12 protein-coding genes are annotated in these 16,914 nt (G+C 73.8%); 1 reads left to right on the plus strand and 11 read right to left on the minus strand.

All coding sequences use genetic code 11. The features are described 5' to 3' along the window. Positions 1 to 91: 91 nt before the first annotated feature. The 10 genes from ACZ4VF_RS10565 to ACZ4VF_RS10610 form a co-directional block, all read right to left on the minus strand. Entirely contained in the window at positions 92 to 700 is a 609-nt protein-coding gene (locus ACZ4VF_RS10565; protein ID WP_467924759.1) for a response regulator transcription factor, read from the minus strand. 79 nt (positions 701 to 779) lie between these two features. Further along, positions 780 to 1,982, minus strand: coding sequence for a sensor histidine kinase (locus ACZ4VF_RS10570; protein ID WP_467924761.1), 1,203 nt, complete (start codon positions 1,980 to 1,982; stop codon positions 780 to 782). Between the two features lie 143 nt (positions 1,983 to 2,125). Continuing rightward, complete coding sequence (locus ACZ4VF_RS10575) at positions 2,126 to 2,773, minus strand: response regulator (protein WP_467924763.1); 648 nt, start codon at positions 2,771 to 2,773, stop codon at positions 2,126 to 2,128. Between the two features lie 57 nt (positions 2,774 to 2,830). Next, positions 2,831 to 4,024, minus strand: coding sequence for a sensor histidine kinase (locus tag ACZ4VF_RS10580; protein ID WP_467924765.1), 1,194 nt, complete (start codon positions 4,022 to 4,024; stop codon positions 2,831 to 2,833). Positions 4,025 to 4,076: 52 nt separating this feature from the next. After that, positions 4,077 to 6,281 carry an MMPL family transporter gene (locus ACZ4VF_RS10585; RefSeq protein WP_467924767.1) on the minus strand — a complete coding sequence of 735 codons (2,205 nt, stop codon included), beginning with the start codon at positions 6,279 to 6,281 and terminating at the stop codon, positions 4,077 to 4,079. Positions 6,282 to 6,368: 87 nt separating this feature from the next. Further along, the gene (locus ACZ4VF_RS10590) at positions 6,369 to 7,262 is read right to left on the minus strand and encodes a GHMP family kinase ATP-binding protein (RefSeq protein WP_467924769.1); all 894 of its coding nucleotides are present in this window, start codon (positions 7,260 to 7,262) and stop codon (positions 6,369 to 6,371) included. After that, entirely contained in the window at positions 7,259 to 10,579 is a 3,321-nt protein-coding gene (locus ACZ4VF_RS10595) for a non-ribosomal peptide synthetase family protein (RefSeq protein WP_467924771.1), read from the minus strand. The genes ACZ4VF_RS10590 and ACZ4VF_RS10595 overlap by 4 nt, the downstream gene beginning before the upstream one ends. After that, positions 10,576 to 11,820, minus strand: a complete 1,245-nt coding sequence (locus ACZ4VF_RS10600) for an ATP-grasp domain-containing protein (RefSeq protein ID WP_467924773.1) — start codon at positions 11,818 to 11,820, stop codon at positions 10,576 to 10,578. Before ACZ4VF_RS10600 ends, ACZ4VF_RS10595 begins: the two co-directional genes overlap by 4 nt. A 71-nt stretch (positions 11,821 to 11,891) precedes the next feature. After that, complete coding sequence (gene argH / locus ACZ4VF_RS10605; RefSeq protein ID WP_467924775.1) at positions 11,892 to 13,358, minus strand: argininosuccinate lyase; 1,467 nt, start codon at positions 13,356 to 13,358, stop codon at positions 11,892 to 11,894. Then, positions 13,355 to 14,437, minus strand: a complete 1,083-nt coding sequence (locus tag ACZ4VF_RS10610) for a pyridoxal-phosphate dependent enzyme (RefSeq protein WP_467924777.1) — start codon at positions 14,435 to 14,437, stop codon at positions 13,355 to 13,357. The genes argH and ACZ4VF_RS10610 overlap by 4 nt, the downstream gene beginning before the upstream one ends. A 203-nt stretch (positions 14,438 to 14,640) precedes the next feature. Here ACZ4VF_RS10610 and ACZ4VF_RS10615 point away from each other — a divergent pair, with 203 nt between their 5' ends. After that, the gene (locus ACZ4VF_RS10615) at positions 14,641 to 15,390 is read left to right on the plus strand and encodes a thioesterase II family protein (protein WP_467924779.1); all 750 of its coding nucleotides are present in this window, start codon (positions 14,641 to 14,643) and stop codon (positions 15,388 to 15,390) included. Positions 15,391 to 15,417: 27 nt separating this feature from the next. On the opposite strand, the gene ACZ4VF_RS10620 is transcribed toward ACZ4VF_RS10615, so the two are convergent. Next, on the minus strand, positions 15,418 to 16,797 hold the full coding sequence (locus ACZ4VF_RS10620) for a class II 3-deoxy-7-phosphoheptulonate synthase (RefSeq protein WP_467925603.1): 1,380 nt from the start codon (positions 16,795 to 16,797) through the stop codon (positions 15,418 to 15,420). Between the last annotated feature and the right edge of the window lie 117 nt (positions 16,798 to 16,914).

Genomic DNA, 16,914 nt, shown 5'->3' on the forward strand with positions numbered 1-16,914 from the left:
GGGTCTGGTGCGTGCGGCCGCACGGCGGAGGAGGACGTCGACGCGAGGGGGGTCCCCCCGCGCGACCCCGGCAGGATCCGGAAGAGCGGCCCTAGACCAGCCAGCCCGCGTCACGGGCGATGCGGATGGCGTCCACCCGGTTGCGGGCGTTCAGCTTCGCGACCACCGTCGTCAGGTAGTTGCGCACGGTTCCGGTGGACAGGTGGAGCGTGCCGGCGATCTCCTTGGCCTCCGAGCCCTCCGCGGCCAGGCGCAGCACCTCGGTCTCCCGCTCGGTGAGCGGGCTCTCCGTACCGCTCCACGCGGCCAGCGCGAGTTTGGAGTCGATGACCCGGTGGCCGGCGACCACGCGCCGGATGGCGTGGGCGAGTTCGGCGGGCGACTCGTCCTTGAGGAGGTATCCGTCGACCTCCGCGGCGAGGGCGCGGCGCAGGGTGCCGGGACGGCCGAGGCTGGTGAGCATCAACGTCCGGCAGTGGGGCAGCCGTTCACGGATCTGCGTGGCGGCGCTGAGGCCGTCCAGGCCCGGCAGGTCGATGTCGATCACGGCGATGTCGGGCTCGACCTTGAGTGCGGCGTCGAGGATCTGGTCCCCGCGCTCCAGCTCGCTCACGACCTCGAAATCGCTTTCCAGGCTCAGCAGCGCGACGAGCGCCCCCCGGACCATGTTCATGTCTTCTGCGAGCAATATCCGAATCACCGCAACGCCACCCCCATTTGGCAAAGCGATCTACGCCCGTCACCCTATCAACTACGCGGTTCAACAGACTGGTCCGCGTTCAGGCGGCCGACTGGCCGTCGTCGGCGTCGGCGGTCCGCGCGGTGCCGGAGCGCCGGTGTTCGGGCACCCGGGCCGCGAGATGGAACGTTCCGTCCTCGCCCTGGTGCACGGTGAGCGTGCCGCCGACGGCGCTCAGCCGGGTCTGGAGGTTGCCGAGGCCGCTGCCGCTGTGCGGGGAGGAGTCCCGGTAACCGCTCGCCACGCCGTCGTTGACGATGACGAGCCGCACCCGGTCCGCGGTGCGTTCGGCGGTGATCTCGCAGTAGGTGGCGCGGCTGTGGCGCAGCACGTTGGTGACCGCTTCGCGCAGGACGGTCGCGAACACCGTGTCCAGTTCGCGTTCCAGCTCTCCGACGCGGACCCGTGCGTCGACGCGCACGTCGGCGGCGCTGAGCACGGACTGGGCCGAACTGATCTCTTCCTGCAGGGACATGTCACGGTATCCGCTGGCGACGCTGCGCACGTCGGCCAGCGACTGCCGGGACATGGTGAGCACCTCCTCGACCTCGGCCTTGGCGCGGCCCGGGTGCGTGGGCAGCAGGCGGTGGATCAGCTCGCCCTTGAGCGTGATCGCGGAGAGGCTGTAGCCGAGCAGGTCGTGCAGGTCGCGGGCGAAGCGGAGGCGTTCCTGGGTGACGGCGACGCGGGTCAGTTCGCCGCGGGTCTCGTGCAGGACGCGGATCAGGTCGGCCAGCCGGGTGAGACCGAAGACCACGAGGCCGGTCAGCAGGGTGGACTGGACGTAGTAGAACATCTCGACCAGGGGCAGGTCGGCGAGGAGCGGCGGCATGAGCATCGAGGCGCCCACCACCGCGTACATGAGCCAGGCCCGGTTCGGCGGCAGGAGGAGCAGCAGGGAGCCGGCGAGGAACCCCGCCATCGAGCCCCACTGCGTCCGGAAGATCAGTAAGGGCAGGTAGGTGAGGAGCGCCTGGACGCTCAGCGTGACCGCCTTGCGGGGCGCGGGCTCCAGCTGCGCACCGGGTCTGGAGTGCAGCAGCTGGAGCCCCATGATGCCGAACAGGCACACCACCGCGAGGCCGGCCTCGGTCGCCGAGGCGTGGGAGCTGAGGATGTTGAGCAGGGTGATGCTGAAGTAGCACAGCAGCGCGGCGAGGAGAACGAGCCGGCCCAGCCGGGGGGCGGGAAGGTGCCCGCTCCTGACGAGCAGTGCGTCCGGCTGCCCGGCACCCTCGGTCACCTTTGGCGAGGACTTGTGTCGGCACATCACGTTCGCATCCCCTCTCACGCGGCGCCACCCGTGCGGAGCATAAGCGAGGGAGATGTGGATCACGTAAGGAGTTGTGCGCTCACGACAGATACGTGTGGAGATGACATGGATGGTCAGGAGCGGGCGAGAAGGCCCCGTTCGAGGGCGACGACGACGGCCCGCGTGCGGTCGCTGACGTCGAGTTTTGCGAAGACCCGCAGCAGATGGGTCTTCACCGTGGCCTCGCCGATGACGAGGCGGCGGCCGATCTCCGCGTTGGACAGCCCGTCGGCGACCGCGAGCAGCACGTCGCGTTCCCGCGCGGTCAGAGCGACCGGTTCCGGACGGCGCATTCTGGCCACGAGGCGTTCGGCGACCTTGGGCGCGAGGACCGTCTCCCCGCGCGCCGCCGAACGGATGGCGTCCGCGAGCTGCTCCCGGGTGGTGTCCTTGAGCAGGTACCCGACGGCGCCGGCCTCCACCGCCCGTTCGATCTCCACGTCCGTGTCGTAGGTGGTGAGGATCAGCACCCGGGTCCGCACCGGCAGGGCGACGATCTCGGTGGTGGCGGCGACGCCGTCGAGGACCGGCATGCGCAGGTCGAGGAGGGCGACGTCGGGGGCGAGCCGCCGGACCAGGTCGACGCCCTCGCGTCCGTCGCTCGCCTCGCCGACGATCTCGATGGTGGGCTCGCCAGTCAGCAGGGCGACGACCCCGGCGCGCATCACGGCGTGGTCGTCCACCACGACCACGCGGATCCGGTCGTTGTCGGTGTCGGTCATCTGATGTCCTTCGCGATCGGGTGGCCACGACGGCCCGGCGGGAGCCGAGGCCGCGCCTCAGCCGTGTTCGGGGCCCTGTGTGGGAAGAGTGGCGAGGACGCGGGTGCCGTCCCCCAGGGAGCTGGTGACGGTCAGTTCACCGTCGAGTTCGGCGAGGCGCCGGCGCATGCCGTCGAGGCCGAAACCGCGGGACTCCTCCACGACGAACCCGTTGCCGTCGTCGGTGATCTCCAGCTCGACCCCGCCCGGTACCTCGGACAGGACGACCCCGACGGTGGAGGCGCCGGAGTGCTTGCGCACGTTGGCGAGGGATTCCTGGGTGCAGCGCAGCAGGGCGACGCGGGTGCGCTGGTCCAGGTCGACGTCCGGCAGTTCGGCGGTGACGGTGAGGCCGGTGTCCTGCACGAAGCGGTCCAGGGTCCGGCGCAGGGTGGTGGCGACCGAGCCGGGTGCGACGCCGCTCGCCGGGACGGAGCCGACGAGGACGCGGGCCTCGGTGAGGTTCTCGCGCGCGGTCTGCTCGATGGAGGCGAGCTGCTGTGCGCAGCGCCCGGGGTCGGCGTCGACGGCGGCGCGGGCGGCCTCGGCGAGCACGACGATGGAGGCGAAGCCCTGGGCGAGGGTGTCGTGGATCTCCCGGGCCATCCGCTCGCGTTCCTCGGCCGCGCCCTGGCGCTGGTAGGCGGCGGCCAGTTCCTCCTGGGTGAGGACCAGTTCCGCGGTCAGCTGCTCCTGGCGCTCGTTGCTCTGGCCGACGAAGCGGTGCATCCACAGGCCCAGGCCGACCCCGGCGGCGTAGGCGATGACCGTGAACACCGCGTTGCCGGTGAGGAACTGGGGGCTCCAGCCCTGGCCGAGCGTGCCGCCGAACACCGTGAGGGCGGCGGCCGCACCGCTGAACGCGGCCGCTTCCCGCGGTCCGCGGGTGAAGAGCCAGAACTGCGGCAGGGACACCACGTAGAAGGCGGCACCGCCGTCGAGCAGGTAGGAGCTGGCGCCCAGGACGAGGGCGAGGACGCCGAGGTAGGCGCGGCGGGTCAGGACCCGGTTGCGGGGCCGGACGAGGGTGACGGTGTGGCACAGCGCGATCAGGGCGAGCAGGCCGAGCAGCCAGAACTTGCGGGCCGGGGACCGGTCGGCCACGGCGACGGCCGTCGGCAGCAGGCCGAGCAGGATCCAGCCCGCCAGGTTCCAGCGACGGATCCGGTCCAGGGTGAGCCGGTCGCTCGGCTGCTGCTGCCACTGGGACACGCTGATTCACCTCAATCGGGGGGGCGTTGGGAGATCGTATCGGCGGCGGGGGTCACCGGACGGCTTCCAGGGAGCGGGCGGCCGGTTCGGTGGTGGTGCGGGCACGGCGGACTCCCTTGGAGGGCCACCAGTTGGCCTCGCCGAGCAGGAGCATCAGGGACGGCAGGACCAGCATGCGGATGACGAAGGCGTCCAGGAGGACGGCGACGGCGAGGCTGAAACCGATCTGCTTCATCTCGATCAGGTGCAGGGCCGCGAAGCTCGCGAAGACGGTGACCATGACCACGGCGGCGCTGGTGACCACGCCGGCCGAGCTGCCGATGCCCTCGATGACGGCCTTGCGGGTCGGGACCCCGCGCAGGGCGGCCTCCCGGATCCGGCTGATCACGAACACCTGGTAGTCCATCGACAGGCCGAACAGGATCACGAAGAGGAACAGCGGCACGCGGGACCCGATCGATCCGGTGGAGGTGAAGTCCACCAGGCCCTCGGCCCAGGTGTGCTGGAAGACCATGACCAGGATGCCCAGCGAGGCGGCCGCGGACAGCATGTTGAGGACGATGCCGACCAGGCCGAGGACGACGGAGCGGAACGCCCAGACGGTCATGCCGAAGGTGACCAGGAGGAGGGCCCCGATGATGAGCGGCAGCTTCTGTTCCTGGTGGGTCGGGTAGTCGGTGTAGCGGGCGACGTCACCGGTCACGGCGGTCTCGGCGCCCGTGATCTTGCCGACCGTCTCGGGGACGTAGGTGTGGCGGATGTCCTTGAGCGAGCTCTGGGCCTCGTCCGAGCTGACGTAGTGCGGGACCTGCAGCTGGAGCATGCTGATCCGCTTGTCCGGCGAGGTGGTCAGGGTGGAGGTGCCGCTCAGGCGCGGGTCGTCCTTGACGTCGGCGGCGAGTTCGCGCAGGGCGGCGGTGACCTCGGCGGAGCGGTCGGCGTCGGCGCGGACGACGACCTGGTGCATGGACTTCAGGTCGGGGAAGGCCGCGTTGAGGCGGTCGTAGACCTGCATGGCCACGATGGAGCGGGAGTGGGTCTCGCGGCCCATGTCGGTGAGCTTCAGGCCGAGGACCGGGGCGGCCAGGGCGAGCAGCGCGAGGACGGTGACCGTGAGGGTGGCGGCGGGGCGCTTGGCGACGGGGCGCAGCACGGCGGCGGTCAGCCGGCCGGGGCCGTTCCGGTGCGCCTTCTGCTTCTTCGGGGCGAGCCCGCGGGCGGCCCGGCGCTCCGCCCGGCGCTCGGCGCGCGTGCCCATCATGGCGAGCAGGGCCGGCAGCACGGTGAGGGAGCTGACGACGGCGACGAGGGTGACGACGATGGCGCCGGTGGCGATGGAGGAGAAGATGACGTCGTCGGCGAGGTAGAGGGTGGCGCTGGAGACGGCGACGGCGAGACCGGAGAGGACGACGGCGCGGCCGGAGGTGGCGGCGGCGATTTCGACCACGGCCTGCGGGCTCAGCCTGCCTTGTGACCGGGCCCGTTCCTCACGCTCGCGCTTGAGGTAGAAGAGGGTGTAGTCGACGCCGACGGCGAGGCCGATGAGCAGGATGACGTTGGTGCCGACACCCGCGTCGGGGAAGGCGTGCGAGGCCACCATCGACAGGCCCACGGCCGCCACGATCGAGGACAGGGCGAGCAGCAGCGGTACGAGCGCCATGGCGATGGAGCTGAAGACCAGCAGCAGGGTGATGAGGGTGACCGGCAGGGCGATGACCTCGGTGCGGGAGAGGTCGTCACCGCGCAGTCCGTCGACGCCCTTGCTGATGGAGGGCGACCCGGTCTCCTCGACCCGCAGGCCGGGGTTGGCCTTCTGGACGGCGGCGGTCTGGGCGAGCAGCGGGTCGACGTGCTTCTTGCCCTCCAGCTCGGGTCCCTTCAGGGTGACCGTGACGCGGACGGCGGTGTTCTTCGCGTTGTGCACGGGGTCGGCGACGGAGCGGACCTCGGGGAGCTTGTGCATCCGGGCGGCGATGTCGGCCGCGGCCGTGTCGGCGGCGGCGATGTCGAACGATCCGCTGCCGGGCCGGGCGGTGATCAGGACGTGTTCGACGGGGCGCTGCTGGAGCCCGCCCTCGGCGGCGATCTCCTCACCGCGTCCCGCCTCGCCGATGCGGAAGTCCTCGGTGGTCGCCGCGTTGGTGCCGACGGAGATGCCGATGCCGAGGCAGAGGACGACGAACACCAGCCAGCCGACGATGCCCCGCCACGGGTGGGCGGCGCTCCAACGAGCCATGCGTACAGGAAGATTCTTCATGCATCCATGCTCTTCGCGGGGGGTGTGCCGGCGACAGCAGCGACCGGTTGAACCTGGGGTCCACCACCTGGTGGACCCCCGTGCGGCTCAGTGGAAACTGAGGGTGTGGTAGACCGTCACGTTGCCCTCGAGCTCCTGGCAGCGTTGTGCGGCGGCGGCGAGCCGGCCGACGTGCCCGGGGGCGCCCGCGTCCAGCAGGATGCCCAGCGAGGTGCCGCTGTGGCCGATGACGACGCCGAGCCCGCCGATGTCCTCGCAGATGCGGATCATCGGCTCCAGCGAGCGTTTGTGCCGCAGGACCTGGTTCATGCGGGCGCTCTCGGTGGCGACCCGGCCGACCTCGGGGAGGTCGTGGCGGGCCACGGCGTGGGTGATGCGGTCGAGGAGGCGGGCGTAGCGCCGCCGGTCGGCCGCGGTGAAGGGTTTCGGCAGGGCGTTGAAGGCGACGGTGTCGACGGATCCGCCCTCGTCGATGCCGACGACCGTCATCGGGGGCAGTGAGCCCAGCCGGGCGCGCAGCCGCACGCTGCGGTGGTGGAAGGCGACGATCGCCGGGTACAGGACGCCGTCGGTGGGTTCGATGCGCGCCAGGTACGTCTCGATGCGGCGGTGCGGCATGGGCACGCCGAGGGCGTTGGCGACGGCGCGTGCCGTGGCCACCAGGTCGGCGGAGGAGCTGGCCAGTCCCTTGCCCTCGGGCAGGGTGCTGTCGATGTGCAGCACCCCGCCGCCGGGTGTTCCGCAGTCGTCCAGGATCATCCGGGCCAGCCGAAGCGCCTTCTTCTTGTGCGCGGGGCCGACCGTCACCTCCGGTTCGTCCGGGGTGAGTTCGAAGCGGGCGGTGGACCAGCGGGCGACCGGCAGGGTGACCAGGAAGTTGCCGTCGTCCTCGGGCAGCACGCCCTGCAGCAGTTCACCGAAGGTGCCGAAGGCGGTGCTGACGCCGGTGGCGGTCACCCGGCGGTGGTCGATCGTGGTCACGTGTACGTCCTTTCCGGTGGGTCCGGCAGGTGCCCGGACGCGGGTGCGGGGGCGAGCGCCGCCCGTACGCGCGCCGCGCTGAGCGCGGGCCTAGTGCCGACGAAGTAGTGTCCTCCGTCGTCCAGTTGGTGGAGGGTGACGTGCTCGGCGAGGCTGCGCCAGGCGCCGGCCGCGCGCGCCGCGTCCGCGGTCTGCGGGTCGTCGCGGGCCACGACGACGTCCACCGGGGCGGCCAGCCGGCGCGGGTCCGGTTGTTCCTGGAGGCGGATGAGGTGCCGGTGGGCGGTGCCGAGGTCGTGCCGGTAGGCGCGGTCGGCGACCGCGGCGCGCTCCGGCTGGTAGGCGTCCAGCTCCACGAACGCCCGGCCGCCGCGGAGCCGGCCCAGCAGGGTGGGCCGGTCCACCGCCGCGAGGTCGGCGAGCTCCGCCCGCAACCGGTCGGCGTCGGGGAGCAGTTGGGCGCCGAGGAAGACCCGCTCGACGGGCCGGCCCGCCTCCTGGAGGAGCCGGGCGGTCTCCAGGGCGGTCGCGGCGCCCGCGCAGTGCCCCCACAGCAGGACGGGGCCGGTGAGGTGGTCGAGGATCTCGTCGCGGGCCCGGCGGGCCAGCCGGGGCACGTCCTGGAGGGGTTCGTCGGGGGCGGCGAAGTCGTGGCCGGGCGGCTCGGCGCCGTACACGGCGATGCCGTCGTACTTCAGCTCCTCCGCGAGCGCCCGGAAGTTGACCGCGTTCCCGGCGGCGTACGGGAAGCACACCAGGGTGTGGTGCGGGCTGGGTACCTCCAGCAGCGGGTGCAGCAGCCTGCCGTGCCGTTCCCGGCCCGGCGCGCCGGCGCGGCGGCGGGTCAGGACGCGGGCGAGGTCGGCGAGGACCGGGTGGGCGACCAGGTCGGCGACCGTCAGGTGGCGGCCGAGGTGGGCGATGAGGCGGGCGGCGGCCAGGGAGGTGCCCCCGAGTGCGAAGAAGGCGTCGTCGGTGCCGATGCGTTCCAGCGGGACGCCGAGCACCTCGGCCCAGGCCACGGCGAGGCGCCGCTCGTCGGCCGTCGCGGGCGCGGTCCGGGCGGCGCCGCCGTGGCCGAGGGTACCGGCGAGTTCGCTCAGTGCCGACTTGTCGACCTTTCCGTTCGCGGTGAGCGGGAGGCGTTCGAGCCGGTGGCAGTAGGTCGGCACCATGTAGTCGGGCAGCAGGGCCGCGAGGAAGTCCCGGGCCCGGGCGGCGTCGGGCAGCTCGGGATCGGTGCCGTCCGTGGTGAAGAAGGCGGTGAGGGCGCGGGCGGCGCCCGGGTCGCCGTCGCTGACGACCGCGGCCTCCCGCACGCCGGGCATGGCCGCCAGCCGGTGCTCGATCTCGCCGAGTTCGATGCGGTAGCCGCGGATCTGCACCTGTTCGTCGTGCCGGCCGAGGAACTGCAGGCGTCCGTCGGGCAGCCAGCGGCCGAAGTCGCCGGTGCGGTACATGCGGGTGTCGGCGCGGAACGGGTCGGGGACGAAGGCCTGCCGGGTGCGGTCCTCGTCGTTGATGTAGCCGCGGCCCACGCAGACCCCGGAGAACGCGATCTCGCCGGTCGTGCCGAGGGGGACGAGCTGCAGATTGTGGTCGAGGACGTAGGGGTTGACGTTCCTCAAGGACCGGCCCAGCGGGACGAAGCCGTGTCGGGGGACGGTGTCGAGGACCTCGTGCATGGTGTCGTCGCAGACCTCGGTGGCGCCGTAGGCGTTGACGAGGCGGACGCCCGGCTGGGCGGCGAACCAGCGGCGGACCAGCTCGTGGCCGAGGACCTCGCCGGTGACGCAGAGGGTGTGCAGGGGGCCGAGGCCGCGCGGGTGCCGCTCCAGGTGGCGCAGCAGGACGTCGAGGTAGGCGGGCACGGTCTGGGCCACGGTCACGCCGCCGGCGACCAGCTCGTCCAGGAACCCGGACACGTCGAGCAGGACGTCGGTGTCGACGATGCGCACGGTGGCACCGGCCGACAGGGGCGCGGCGAACTGCCACAGGGAGATGTCGAAGCCCAGGGACGCGGTCTGTGCCACGACCTGGCCGGACCCCGTGCCGAGCCCCATGTCGTCGGTCTTGGCGTGGAGGTGGTTGACCAGGCCGGCGTGCTCGCACAGGGCGCCCTTGGGGGTGCCGGTGGAGCCGGACGTGAAGTAGATGTAGGCGGCCTGGGTGAGGGCCGGCGGTTCCGGGAGGGGGTGCCCGCAGGCGTCCTCGACGTGCCGTGTCGTCAGCACGGCCGGACCGTGGTCGAGTTCGGCCGAGGCCTTGCGGACGACGGCCTCGCCGCGGTCGTCGGTGAGGGCCAGCACGCAGACGGCCTCGTCCAGCTGGACGGCCACCCGCTCCGCGGGGAGGTCCGGGGACATCGGGAGGTACACGGCGCCCGCCTTGAGGACGCCGAGGGCGCTCGCGATCCAGTCCAGGGTGCGGTCCATGACGACGGCGACCACGTCCTCGGCGCCCGCGCCCGCCGCCGCCAGGGCACGGGCGACGCGGTCGGAGCGTTCGTCCAGTTCCCGGTAGGTCCAGGTGCGGGCGCCGTGGGCGGCGGCGGGGGCGCGCGGGTCCTGACGTGCCCGCTGCCGGAACAGGTCGACGAAGGTGTGGGCGGGCGCGTCGACGCGCGGCCCGGCGAGGGCGTAGAGCTGGGTCGCGGCCTCCTCGGGGGAGAGCAGGCTCTGCCGATCGTGGCGGGCGGACGGGTCCTCGGTGAGCAGGCGCAGGGCGGCCAGCTGGTATCCGGCGAGCCGCCCGGCGTGGTCGCCGTCGAAGGCGGCGAGGTCGTACGTCACGTGCAGGGCGACGCCCTGGCGGTCGCGTACCCAGGAGAACCGCACCACGGCGTCCGGGCCCGCGCCGGGCGTGCCGGTCGCGAGCCCGGACAGGTCCAGTACGGCGTCGTGGGGCCCGGTCGTGTGCGGCGCGCTGCCGACGGCGTCGACCAGTGCGGCCCAGGTGGACGGGGCGACGGTGAGGCGCAGCGCCCGCGTCGCGCTCCCCTGCCGGGCCGGTACGTGGCCGGAGACGACGCCCTGCTCGGAGGTGAGGGTGGCCAGGACCCGGGCGTGCGCGGCGAGCAGGAGGGACGGCAGGCCGGTGCCGAGGGCGCGGGCGGTGCGGTCCAGGGCGTCGGTGAGGCCGGGGGGCAGGGGGGCGCGGAGGGTGGCGGTGCCGGGGCCGCCGGCGTGGGGGGCGCGCCAGCGCGGGAGGACGGCGGTGAACTCGGCCGGGCCCTGCCCGGGCGGTGTCCCGGCGCCGGGGGCGAGGGGGCCGGTGTGCTCCCGCCCTCCCCCGCCGGGGGCGGTGGTCTCGGTCATCGGACGGGGGCCCTCTCTCGTGTCGGGTGCGGGGCGGCGGCAGCCGGCTCCAGGTCGATCTCGATGAGGTCGGCGGCCGCCAGGGCGCGGCGGGCCGCCCGCGGCGAGTCGGGGGCCGCGGCCACCACACTGGCCAGGCGGTCCTGGAAGGAGTGCGTGATCCGGACGTCCCGGCCGACGGCGGTGGTCGCCCGGGCGGCCAGGACGCCGGGGGCCGCGGCCGCCGCGGACAGTCCCCGCACCCGGCCGACCCGGCCCTCGCGGGTGGCCCGGACGAAGCGGACGGCGGCGTGGCCCGTGCCGGGCACCGGGTCCGCGGCGGGCAGACCGGCGGCCCGGGCCACCACGGCGTCCACGAGGTCGACGCCGAGGGCGGCGCGGACGGCGACCGGGATCATGCCGCCCGCGAGGCGGGGGTTGACCTCGATGACGACCGGGCCGCCGCTGGACCAGCGCAGTTCGGTGTGGGCGGCGCCCCAGCCGAGGCCGAGCGCGGTGACGGCGTGTACGGCCGTCTCCCCCAGGGCCCCGGCGGTGGGCTCGGGGAGGACGGCGGGGACGTCGTGGCCGGTCTCCACGAAATAGGGGGCGGGGCCGATGTGCTTGGCCACCACGGTGACGACCTCGCCGTCGAAGGTCTCGACGGAGAACTCCGGTCCGGACACCGCCTCCTCCACCAGGATGCGGGCGTCCGGGGTGCCGTCCAGGAGCCGGCGGGCCCAGGCGCGGGTGTCGTCGGCGTCGCGGCACAGCCGTACGCCGACCGAGCCGGAGCCGCTCACCGGTTTGAGCACGACGGGGTGGCCGATGGACCGTGCGGCGGCGACGGCCGCCTCCGGGTCGGTCACGGTCGCGAACCCCGGCACCGGGACGCCCGCCGCGCGGTGCCGCGCGCGCTGGACGTCCTTGGCGCGGCAGGCCTCCACCGCGTCGCCGTCCGGTCCGGGCAGGCCGAGCCGGGCGGCCGCCCGGGCGGCCGCCGCGACGTAGTACTCGGAGCTGGAGGTGACACCGGCGAGGCCGGCGTCGTCGGCGAGGCCGGTCAGGGTGCGCAGCACCGCGTCCGGGTCCGTGGTGTCCAGGGTCCGGGTGTCGATCCCGTCCTCGGCCGCGTACGGGTACCGTCCCGGGTCGCGGGCGAGCAGGACGGGCCGCAGACCACGGGCGCGGGCGGCGGCGCAGAACTCCCGTCCGGTGCCGGTGGTGTTGCTCTCCAGGAACGCCATCCATCTGCCGTTCATCGCACGCCTCTCCCTCGGACGGCGCCCCGCTCGCGCGAGGGCGCCGTACAGATACACGAACCAGCCGCCGCTCACCCCGCGCCTCCGGGGGCGTACCGCGCCACGACGGCCGCCGCCTCGTCGTCCAGCCGGCGGGCGGCCTGGCGCAGGCGGGCCCGGTGGACGGCGGCCCACCGGGCGTGCTCGGCCAGCCGGCCGCGCAGGGCGTCCACCACCTTGGCGCACTCCCCGGGGCCGCCGCCGCGGTCGAGGTCCGCGACGACCTCGTGCAGTCCGGGCAGCCCGGTCCCGTCGAGGCCGGTGAGCTCGGTCTCGCCGGCCTCGACCGCACGGCGCACGGCCGCGCCGACGACGTGGTGGGCCGTGCGGAACGGCACGCCCTGCGCGACCATCCGGTTGGCGACCACGGTGGCCGTGACGAAGCCCTCCCGGGCGCGGTCCGCCATCCGCCCGGCGACCGGGCGCGCCCCGGACACCAGCACCTGGCCCAGCAGGATCTGGTCCCGTACGGCGGCCAGGGCGGGCCAGGCGACGGAGACGGCCTCGGTGCCGACCTCGATGGAGTTGGTGAACGGGGTCGACTTCATGGCGGAGGCCGCCGCCGTCCACGCGCCGACGGCGATCGCCGCCTTGGCCTTGACGTGCTCCAGCAGGAACGCGTTGCGTTTCTGCGGCATCGCGGAGCTGCCCCCGACGAGCCGTTCGGGGAAGTCGAGGAAGCCGAACTCCTGGGTGCTCCACAGTTGCAGGTCGGTGGCGAGCCGGCTGAGGGTGACCGCGGCCGACGCGACCACGGCGAGGGAGCGCAGCAGGGTGTCGCGGGCGGCGACGGCGTCGGTGGCGTGCAGCGGCGGTGCGGTGAAGCCGAGCAGGGCGGCCGTGTGCTCGGGGTTGATGGGCAGGTCGGTGCCGGCGACGGCGCCCGCGCCCAGCGGGCAGCGGTCGAGTTCGTCGACGGTGTGGGCCAGGGCCGCGAGGTCGCGGTCGAGGGCGGCGGCGATGCCCGCGAGGTAGTAGCCGTAGCTGACCGGCATCGCGGGCTGGAAGTGGGTGTAGAGGGGCATGACGACGTCGGCGTGCGCCCGGGCCCGCGCGAGCAGCACGCCCTGCTGGCGCATCAGCTCCCCATAGAGGCCGCCGAGTTCGGTGCGCAGCCGCATCGCGGTGACGGTCGCCTTGAGGTCGTTGCGGGACCGGGCGGTGTGCAGCTTGCCGCCGACGTCCGCGCCCAGCGCGTCGGAGAGGTGGCCCTCGTACATGAGGTAGGCGCCCCGCGGCGCGTCGAGGCCGTCCAGCGCGCGGAAGCCGCTGTCGCGCAGCGCGCGGACGGCGGTGACGAGGCGGGCCCCGGCGGTGCCCGGCAGCAGCCCGCTGCGGACGAGCATCACGATGTGCGCGAGGTCGACCGTGGTGATGGGTTCCAGCTCGCGGCGGATGTCGTCGGGCCCCTGCTCGCCGTAGACGATGCGGCGGGTGCGCGGGGCGAGGGTGCGGGTGAGGCGGCCGGTGTCCCCGGCTCCGGGGTCCTGGACGCTCATGACAGCACCCCGTCCGCCGGCACCGTCCGGTCCCCGGTGGGCCGCGCGACCGTGCCCGGTACCGCGTCGTACCCGCGGCGGCGCCAGACCAGCCGGGACCAGCGCTCCCCCGCGGCCTGCGGCCCGGTGACCCGCAGCGGTTCGGCCGGGCGGTCCGCCGCCGCGTGGCCGTTGGCGGCGAGCCAGGCGTCGTCGTAGACGGTGGCCTGGTAGCGGTAGCCCTCGTCGGGGAGCATCACCACGCAGGTGCGGTCGGGGTTGCGTTCGGCCCACCAGCGGGCGACCTGGTAGGCGGCGCCGCTGGTCGGGCCCTGGAACAGGGCGTGCCGGGTGTGCAGCGCGCGGGTGCTGGCGTAGGCCTCGGCGGCGGACAGCCAGTGGACCTCGTCGAAGACGTTGTGGTCGAGGTTGGCCGGCCACAGGCTGTTGCCGAGGCCGCGCAGCTCGCGCGGGCCGTCCTCCTGGCCGAACAGGACGCTGCGGTGGGTGTCGACGCCGAGGGCGACGGTGTGCGGGGTGCGGACCCGCAGACCCCGGGTGGTGCCGCACATGGAGCCGCCGGAGCCGACCGGCCCGACGAGGCAGTCGACCGTGCCGAGGGTGCGCTGCAGCTGGTCGGCGACGGCGCCGTAGGAGCGCGGGTTGTCGGGGTTGCTGTACTGCTCGGGGCAGAACGAGTCGGGCAGTTCGGCCCGGATCTCGGCGAGCCGGTTCAGGCGGGCCGTCTGGTAGCCGCCGACCGGGGACGGCTCCTGGCAGATCTCGACGCGGGCGCCGAGGTCGGTGAGCCTGCGGTACAGGTTGGCGTCGATCGCCGGGTCGCTGACCAGGATCAGCTTGCGGCGCAGCAGGGCGGCCTGCATGGCGAGGGCCAGCCCGAAGGTGCCGGAGGTGGTCTCCACGATGACCGTGTCGGATCCCAGCTCGCCCCGGTCCCGGGCGCGTTGCAGGATGTAGTGGGCGGGCAGCAGCTTCATCAGCGTGAAGACGGCCCCGTAGAGGTTGGAGCCGAGCCGGACGAGGCGCGGCATCATGATGGCCTCGGTGATCGAGGGGTACGTCGAGGTGGCCGGCGGCATGATGCTCCTGGGGTGGGTCGGGGGACGGGACGGGTCCTGCCGCTGGCGGCAGGAGGCCCGTACCGTCCATGCTGGCGAGCGGCCCTGACAGGCGGCTGACAGCACGGGCGGGGGCCGCCGTGTCAGCGGGGTGTCAGCGCGGCGCACGAGCATGGCCGGGGCACCGGTGAGTGCGTGAGCGAGCGACGATCCCAGGGGGCAGCATGCTGTGGACACAAGTGGTGGAACCGAGACCCTTCGCCGAGCGGCGCCTGGTGTGCTTCCCGCACGCCGGCGGCTCGCCGTACTTCTTCCGCGGCTGGGGGAAGGCCCTCGGCACGGTGGAGGTGCTCGCGGTGTGCTATCCGGGGCGCGCCGAGCGGTTCGGTGAGCCGTACGCCACCGAACTCGCGCCCATGGCGCGGGAGATCGCGGCGGAGCTGCTGGCGGTGGACGACTCCCGGCCGCTCGCCCTGTTCGGGCACAGCATGGGGGCGACCGTCGCCTACGAGACGGCCCGGGCCCTGGAGGCGGCGGGCCGCGCCGTGGACCACCTGTTCGCCTCGGGGGCCCGCGCCCCGCAGCTGCACCTGCCGGACCCGGCGGCGGCGACCACCTGGGACGAGGCGGCGGTCACCCGGACCCTGCTCGAACTGGGCGGCACGGACCCGGGTTTGCTGCGCAACCGGTCGTTCGTGGACCTGGTCCTGCCCTACATCGGGGCCGACTTCCGGATGCTCGCCGGGTACGGCCGCGGTCCCGCCGGCCCGCTCGCCTGCCCGGTCACCGCGCTGGTCGGCGCCTCGGACCCCCGGGTGAGCGCGGCCCAGGCGGCGGCCTGGCGGGGGGTCACCGGGGGTCCGTTCCGGTTCCGGACGCTGCCCGGGGAGCACTTCTACCTGGAGCAGGACCCGCCGCACGAGCTGGTGACCCGGACGCTGGAGGCGCCCCGCGGAGGAGCCGGGCTGCCGTGACCCGCGGTGGCCGGCGGGCGGCGCCGGTCAGCGGTCGCGGTACATCTCCGCGAGCAGGAAGGCGAGGTCGAGTGACTGGGTGTGGTTCAGGCGCGGGTCGCAGGCCGTCTCGTACCGGGCCGGCAGGTCCTCGGCCAGCAGCGGGTTGCCGCCGCCGACGCACTCGGTGACGTCGTCGCCGGTCAGCTCGACGTGGATGCCGCCCGGGTGGGTGCCGAGGGCGCGGTGGACCTCCACGAAGCCGCGCACCTCGTCCAGCACCGTCTCGAAGCGGCGGGTCTTGAGACCGCTGGGCGCGGTGGTGGTGTTGCCGTGCATCGGGTCGCTGACCCAGCACACCCGCGCCCCCTCGGAGCGGACCTTCTCGACCAGGACCGGCAGCACGTCCCGCACCCGGTCGGCGCCCGCGCGGACCACGAACGTGAGGCGGCCCGGCTCGCGCCGCGGGTCGAGGCGGTCGATCAGGTTCAGCGCGTCGTCGGCGGTGGCCGACGGGCCGAGCTTCACGGCGATCGGGTTGCTGAGGCGGGAGAAGAACTCCAGGTGGGCGCCGTCGGGCTGGCGGGTGCGTTCCCCGATCCACAGCAGGTGCCCGCTGCCCGCGTAGGCGCGGCCGGTCTCCGGGTCGGTGCGGACGAGGGCGGCCTCGTAGTCCAGCAGGAGCCCTTCGTGGCTGACGTAGAAGTCGGCGGTGCCCAGTTCCCGCGTGTCGATGCCGCAGGCGCGCATGAAGGCCAGGCTGCGGCCTATCTCGTCGGCGAGCGCCTCGTACCGCCGGCCCGCCTGCGAGCTGGCCACGAACCCCCGGTTCCAGGCGTGGACCTGGCTCAGGCCGGCGAAGCCGCCGGTGGTCAGGGAGCGGACCAGGCCGAGGGTGCGCGCCGACGCCTCGTACATGGTGTGCAGCCGGCCTGGGTCGGGGGTGCGGGCCTCGGCGGTGAACTCCAGGCCGTTGACGGCGTCACCGCGGTACGACGGCAGGGTCAGCTCGCCCTGCCGTTCGACCGGACTGGATCTCGGTTTGGCGTACTGCCCCGCCATCCGGCCGACCTTGACGACCGGCAGCGCGGTGGCGTGGGTGAGGACGACCGCCATCTGCAGCAGCGTCTTGAGTTTGCGCCGCACCGAGTCGGGGGTCACCTGTGCGAAGGTCTCGGCGCAGTCGCCGCCCTGCAGCAGGATCGCCTCGCCGCGGGCCACGGCCGCCATGCGCGCGCGCAGGGCGTCGCACTCGCCGGCGGTGACCAGCGGGGCGGCCGCGGCGAGGCGGCCGGTGACGTCGCGCAGCGCGGCCGGGTCGGGCCAGTCGGGCTGCTGGGCGGCGGGGAACGCGCGCCAGGAGTCGGCGGCCGCGGCCAGATCGGCGTCCGGGGCGGATTCGACGGTGTGCCGTTCGGTCTGTTCCATCACTTCGGTGGCCATGCGTGTGCCTTCCGTACGTGCGTCGAATGTGCGCCCACTACATATCCGCTCCGTGCACCCGGTCAAGTAATCGAGAAATGGACCGTATCGGCCCCACGGAAT

The sequence above is a fragment of the Streptomyces sp. NPDC029151 genome, assembly GCF_055564315.1.

Excerpts from the sequence above, each read along its gene's own strand:
- ACZ4VF_RS10615 (WP_467924779.1), top strand. The coding sequence starts at position 14,641 with ATGCTGTGGACACAAGTGGTGGAACCGAGACCCTTCGCCGAGCGGCGC.
- ACZ4VF_RS10575 (WP_467924763.1), bottom strand. The coding sequence starts at position 2,773 with ATGACCGACACCGACAACGACCGGATCCGCGTGGTCGTGGTGGACGAC.
- argH (WP_467924775.1), bottom strand. The coding sequence starts at position 13,358 with ATGAGCGTCCAGGACCCCGGAGCCGGGGACACCGGCCGCCTCACCCGC.
- ACZ4VF_RS10610 (WP_467924777.1), bottom strand. The coding sequence starts at position 14,437 with ATGCCGCCGGCCACCTCGACGTACCCCTCGATCACCGAGGCCATCATG.
- ACZ4VF_RS10620 (WP_467925603.1), bottom strand. The coding sequence starts at position 16,797 with ATGGAACAGACCGAACGGCACACCGTCGAATCCGCCCCGGACGCCGAT.
- ACZ4VF_RS10595 (WP_467924771.1), bottom strand. The coding sequence starts at position 10,579 with ATGACCGAGACCACCGCCCCCGGCGGGGGAGGGCGGGAGCACACCGGC.
- ACZ4VF_RS10585 (WP_467924767.1), bottom strand. The coding sequence starts at position 6,281 with ATGAAGAATCTTCCTGTACGCATGGCTCGTTGGAGCGCCGCCCACCCG.
- ACZ4VF_RS10600 (WP_467924773.1), bottom strand. The coding sequence starts at position 11,820 with ATGAACGGCAGATGGATGGCGTTCCTGGAGAGCAACACCACCGGCACC.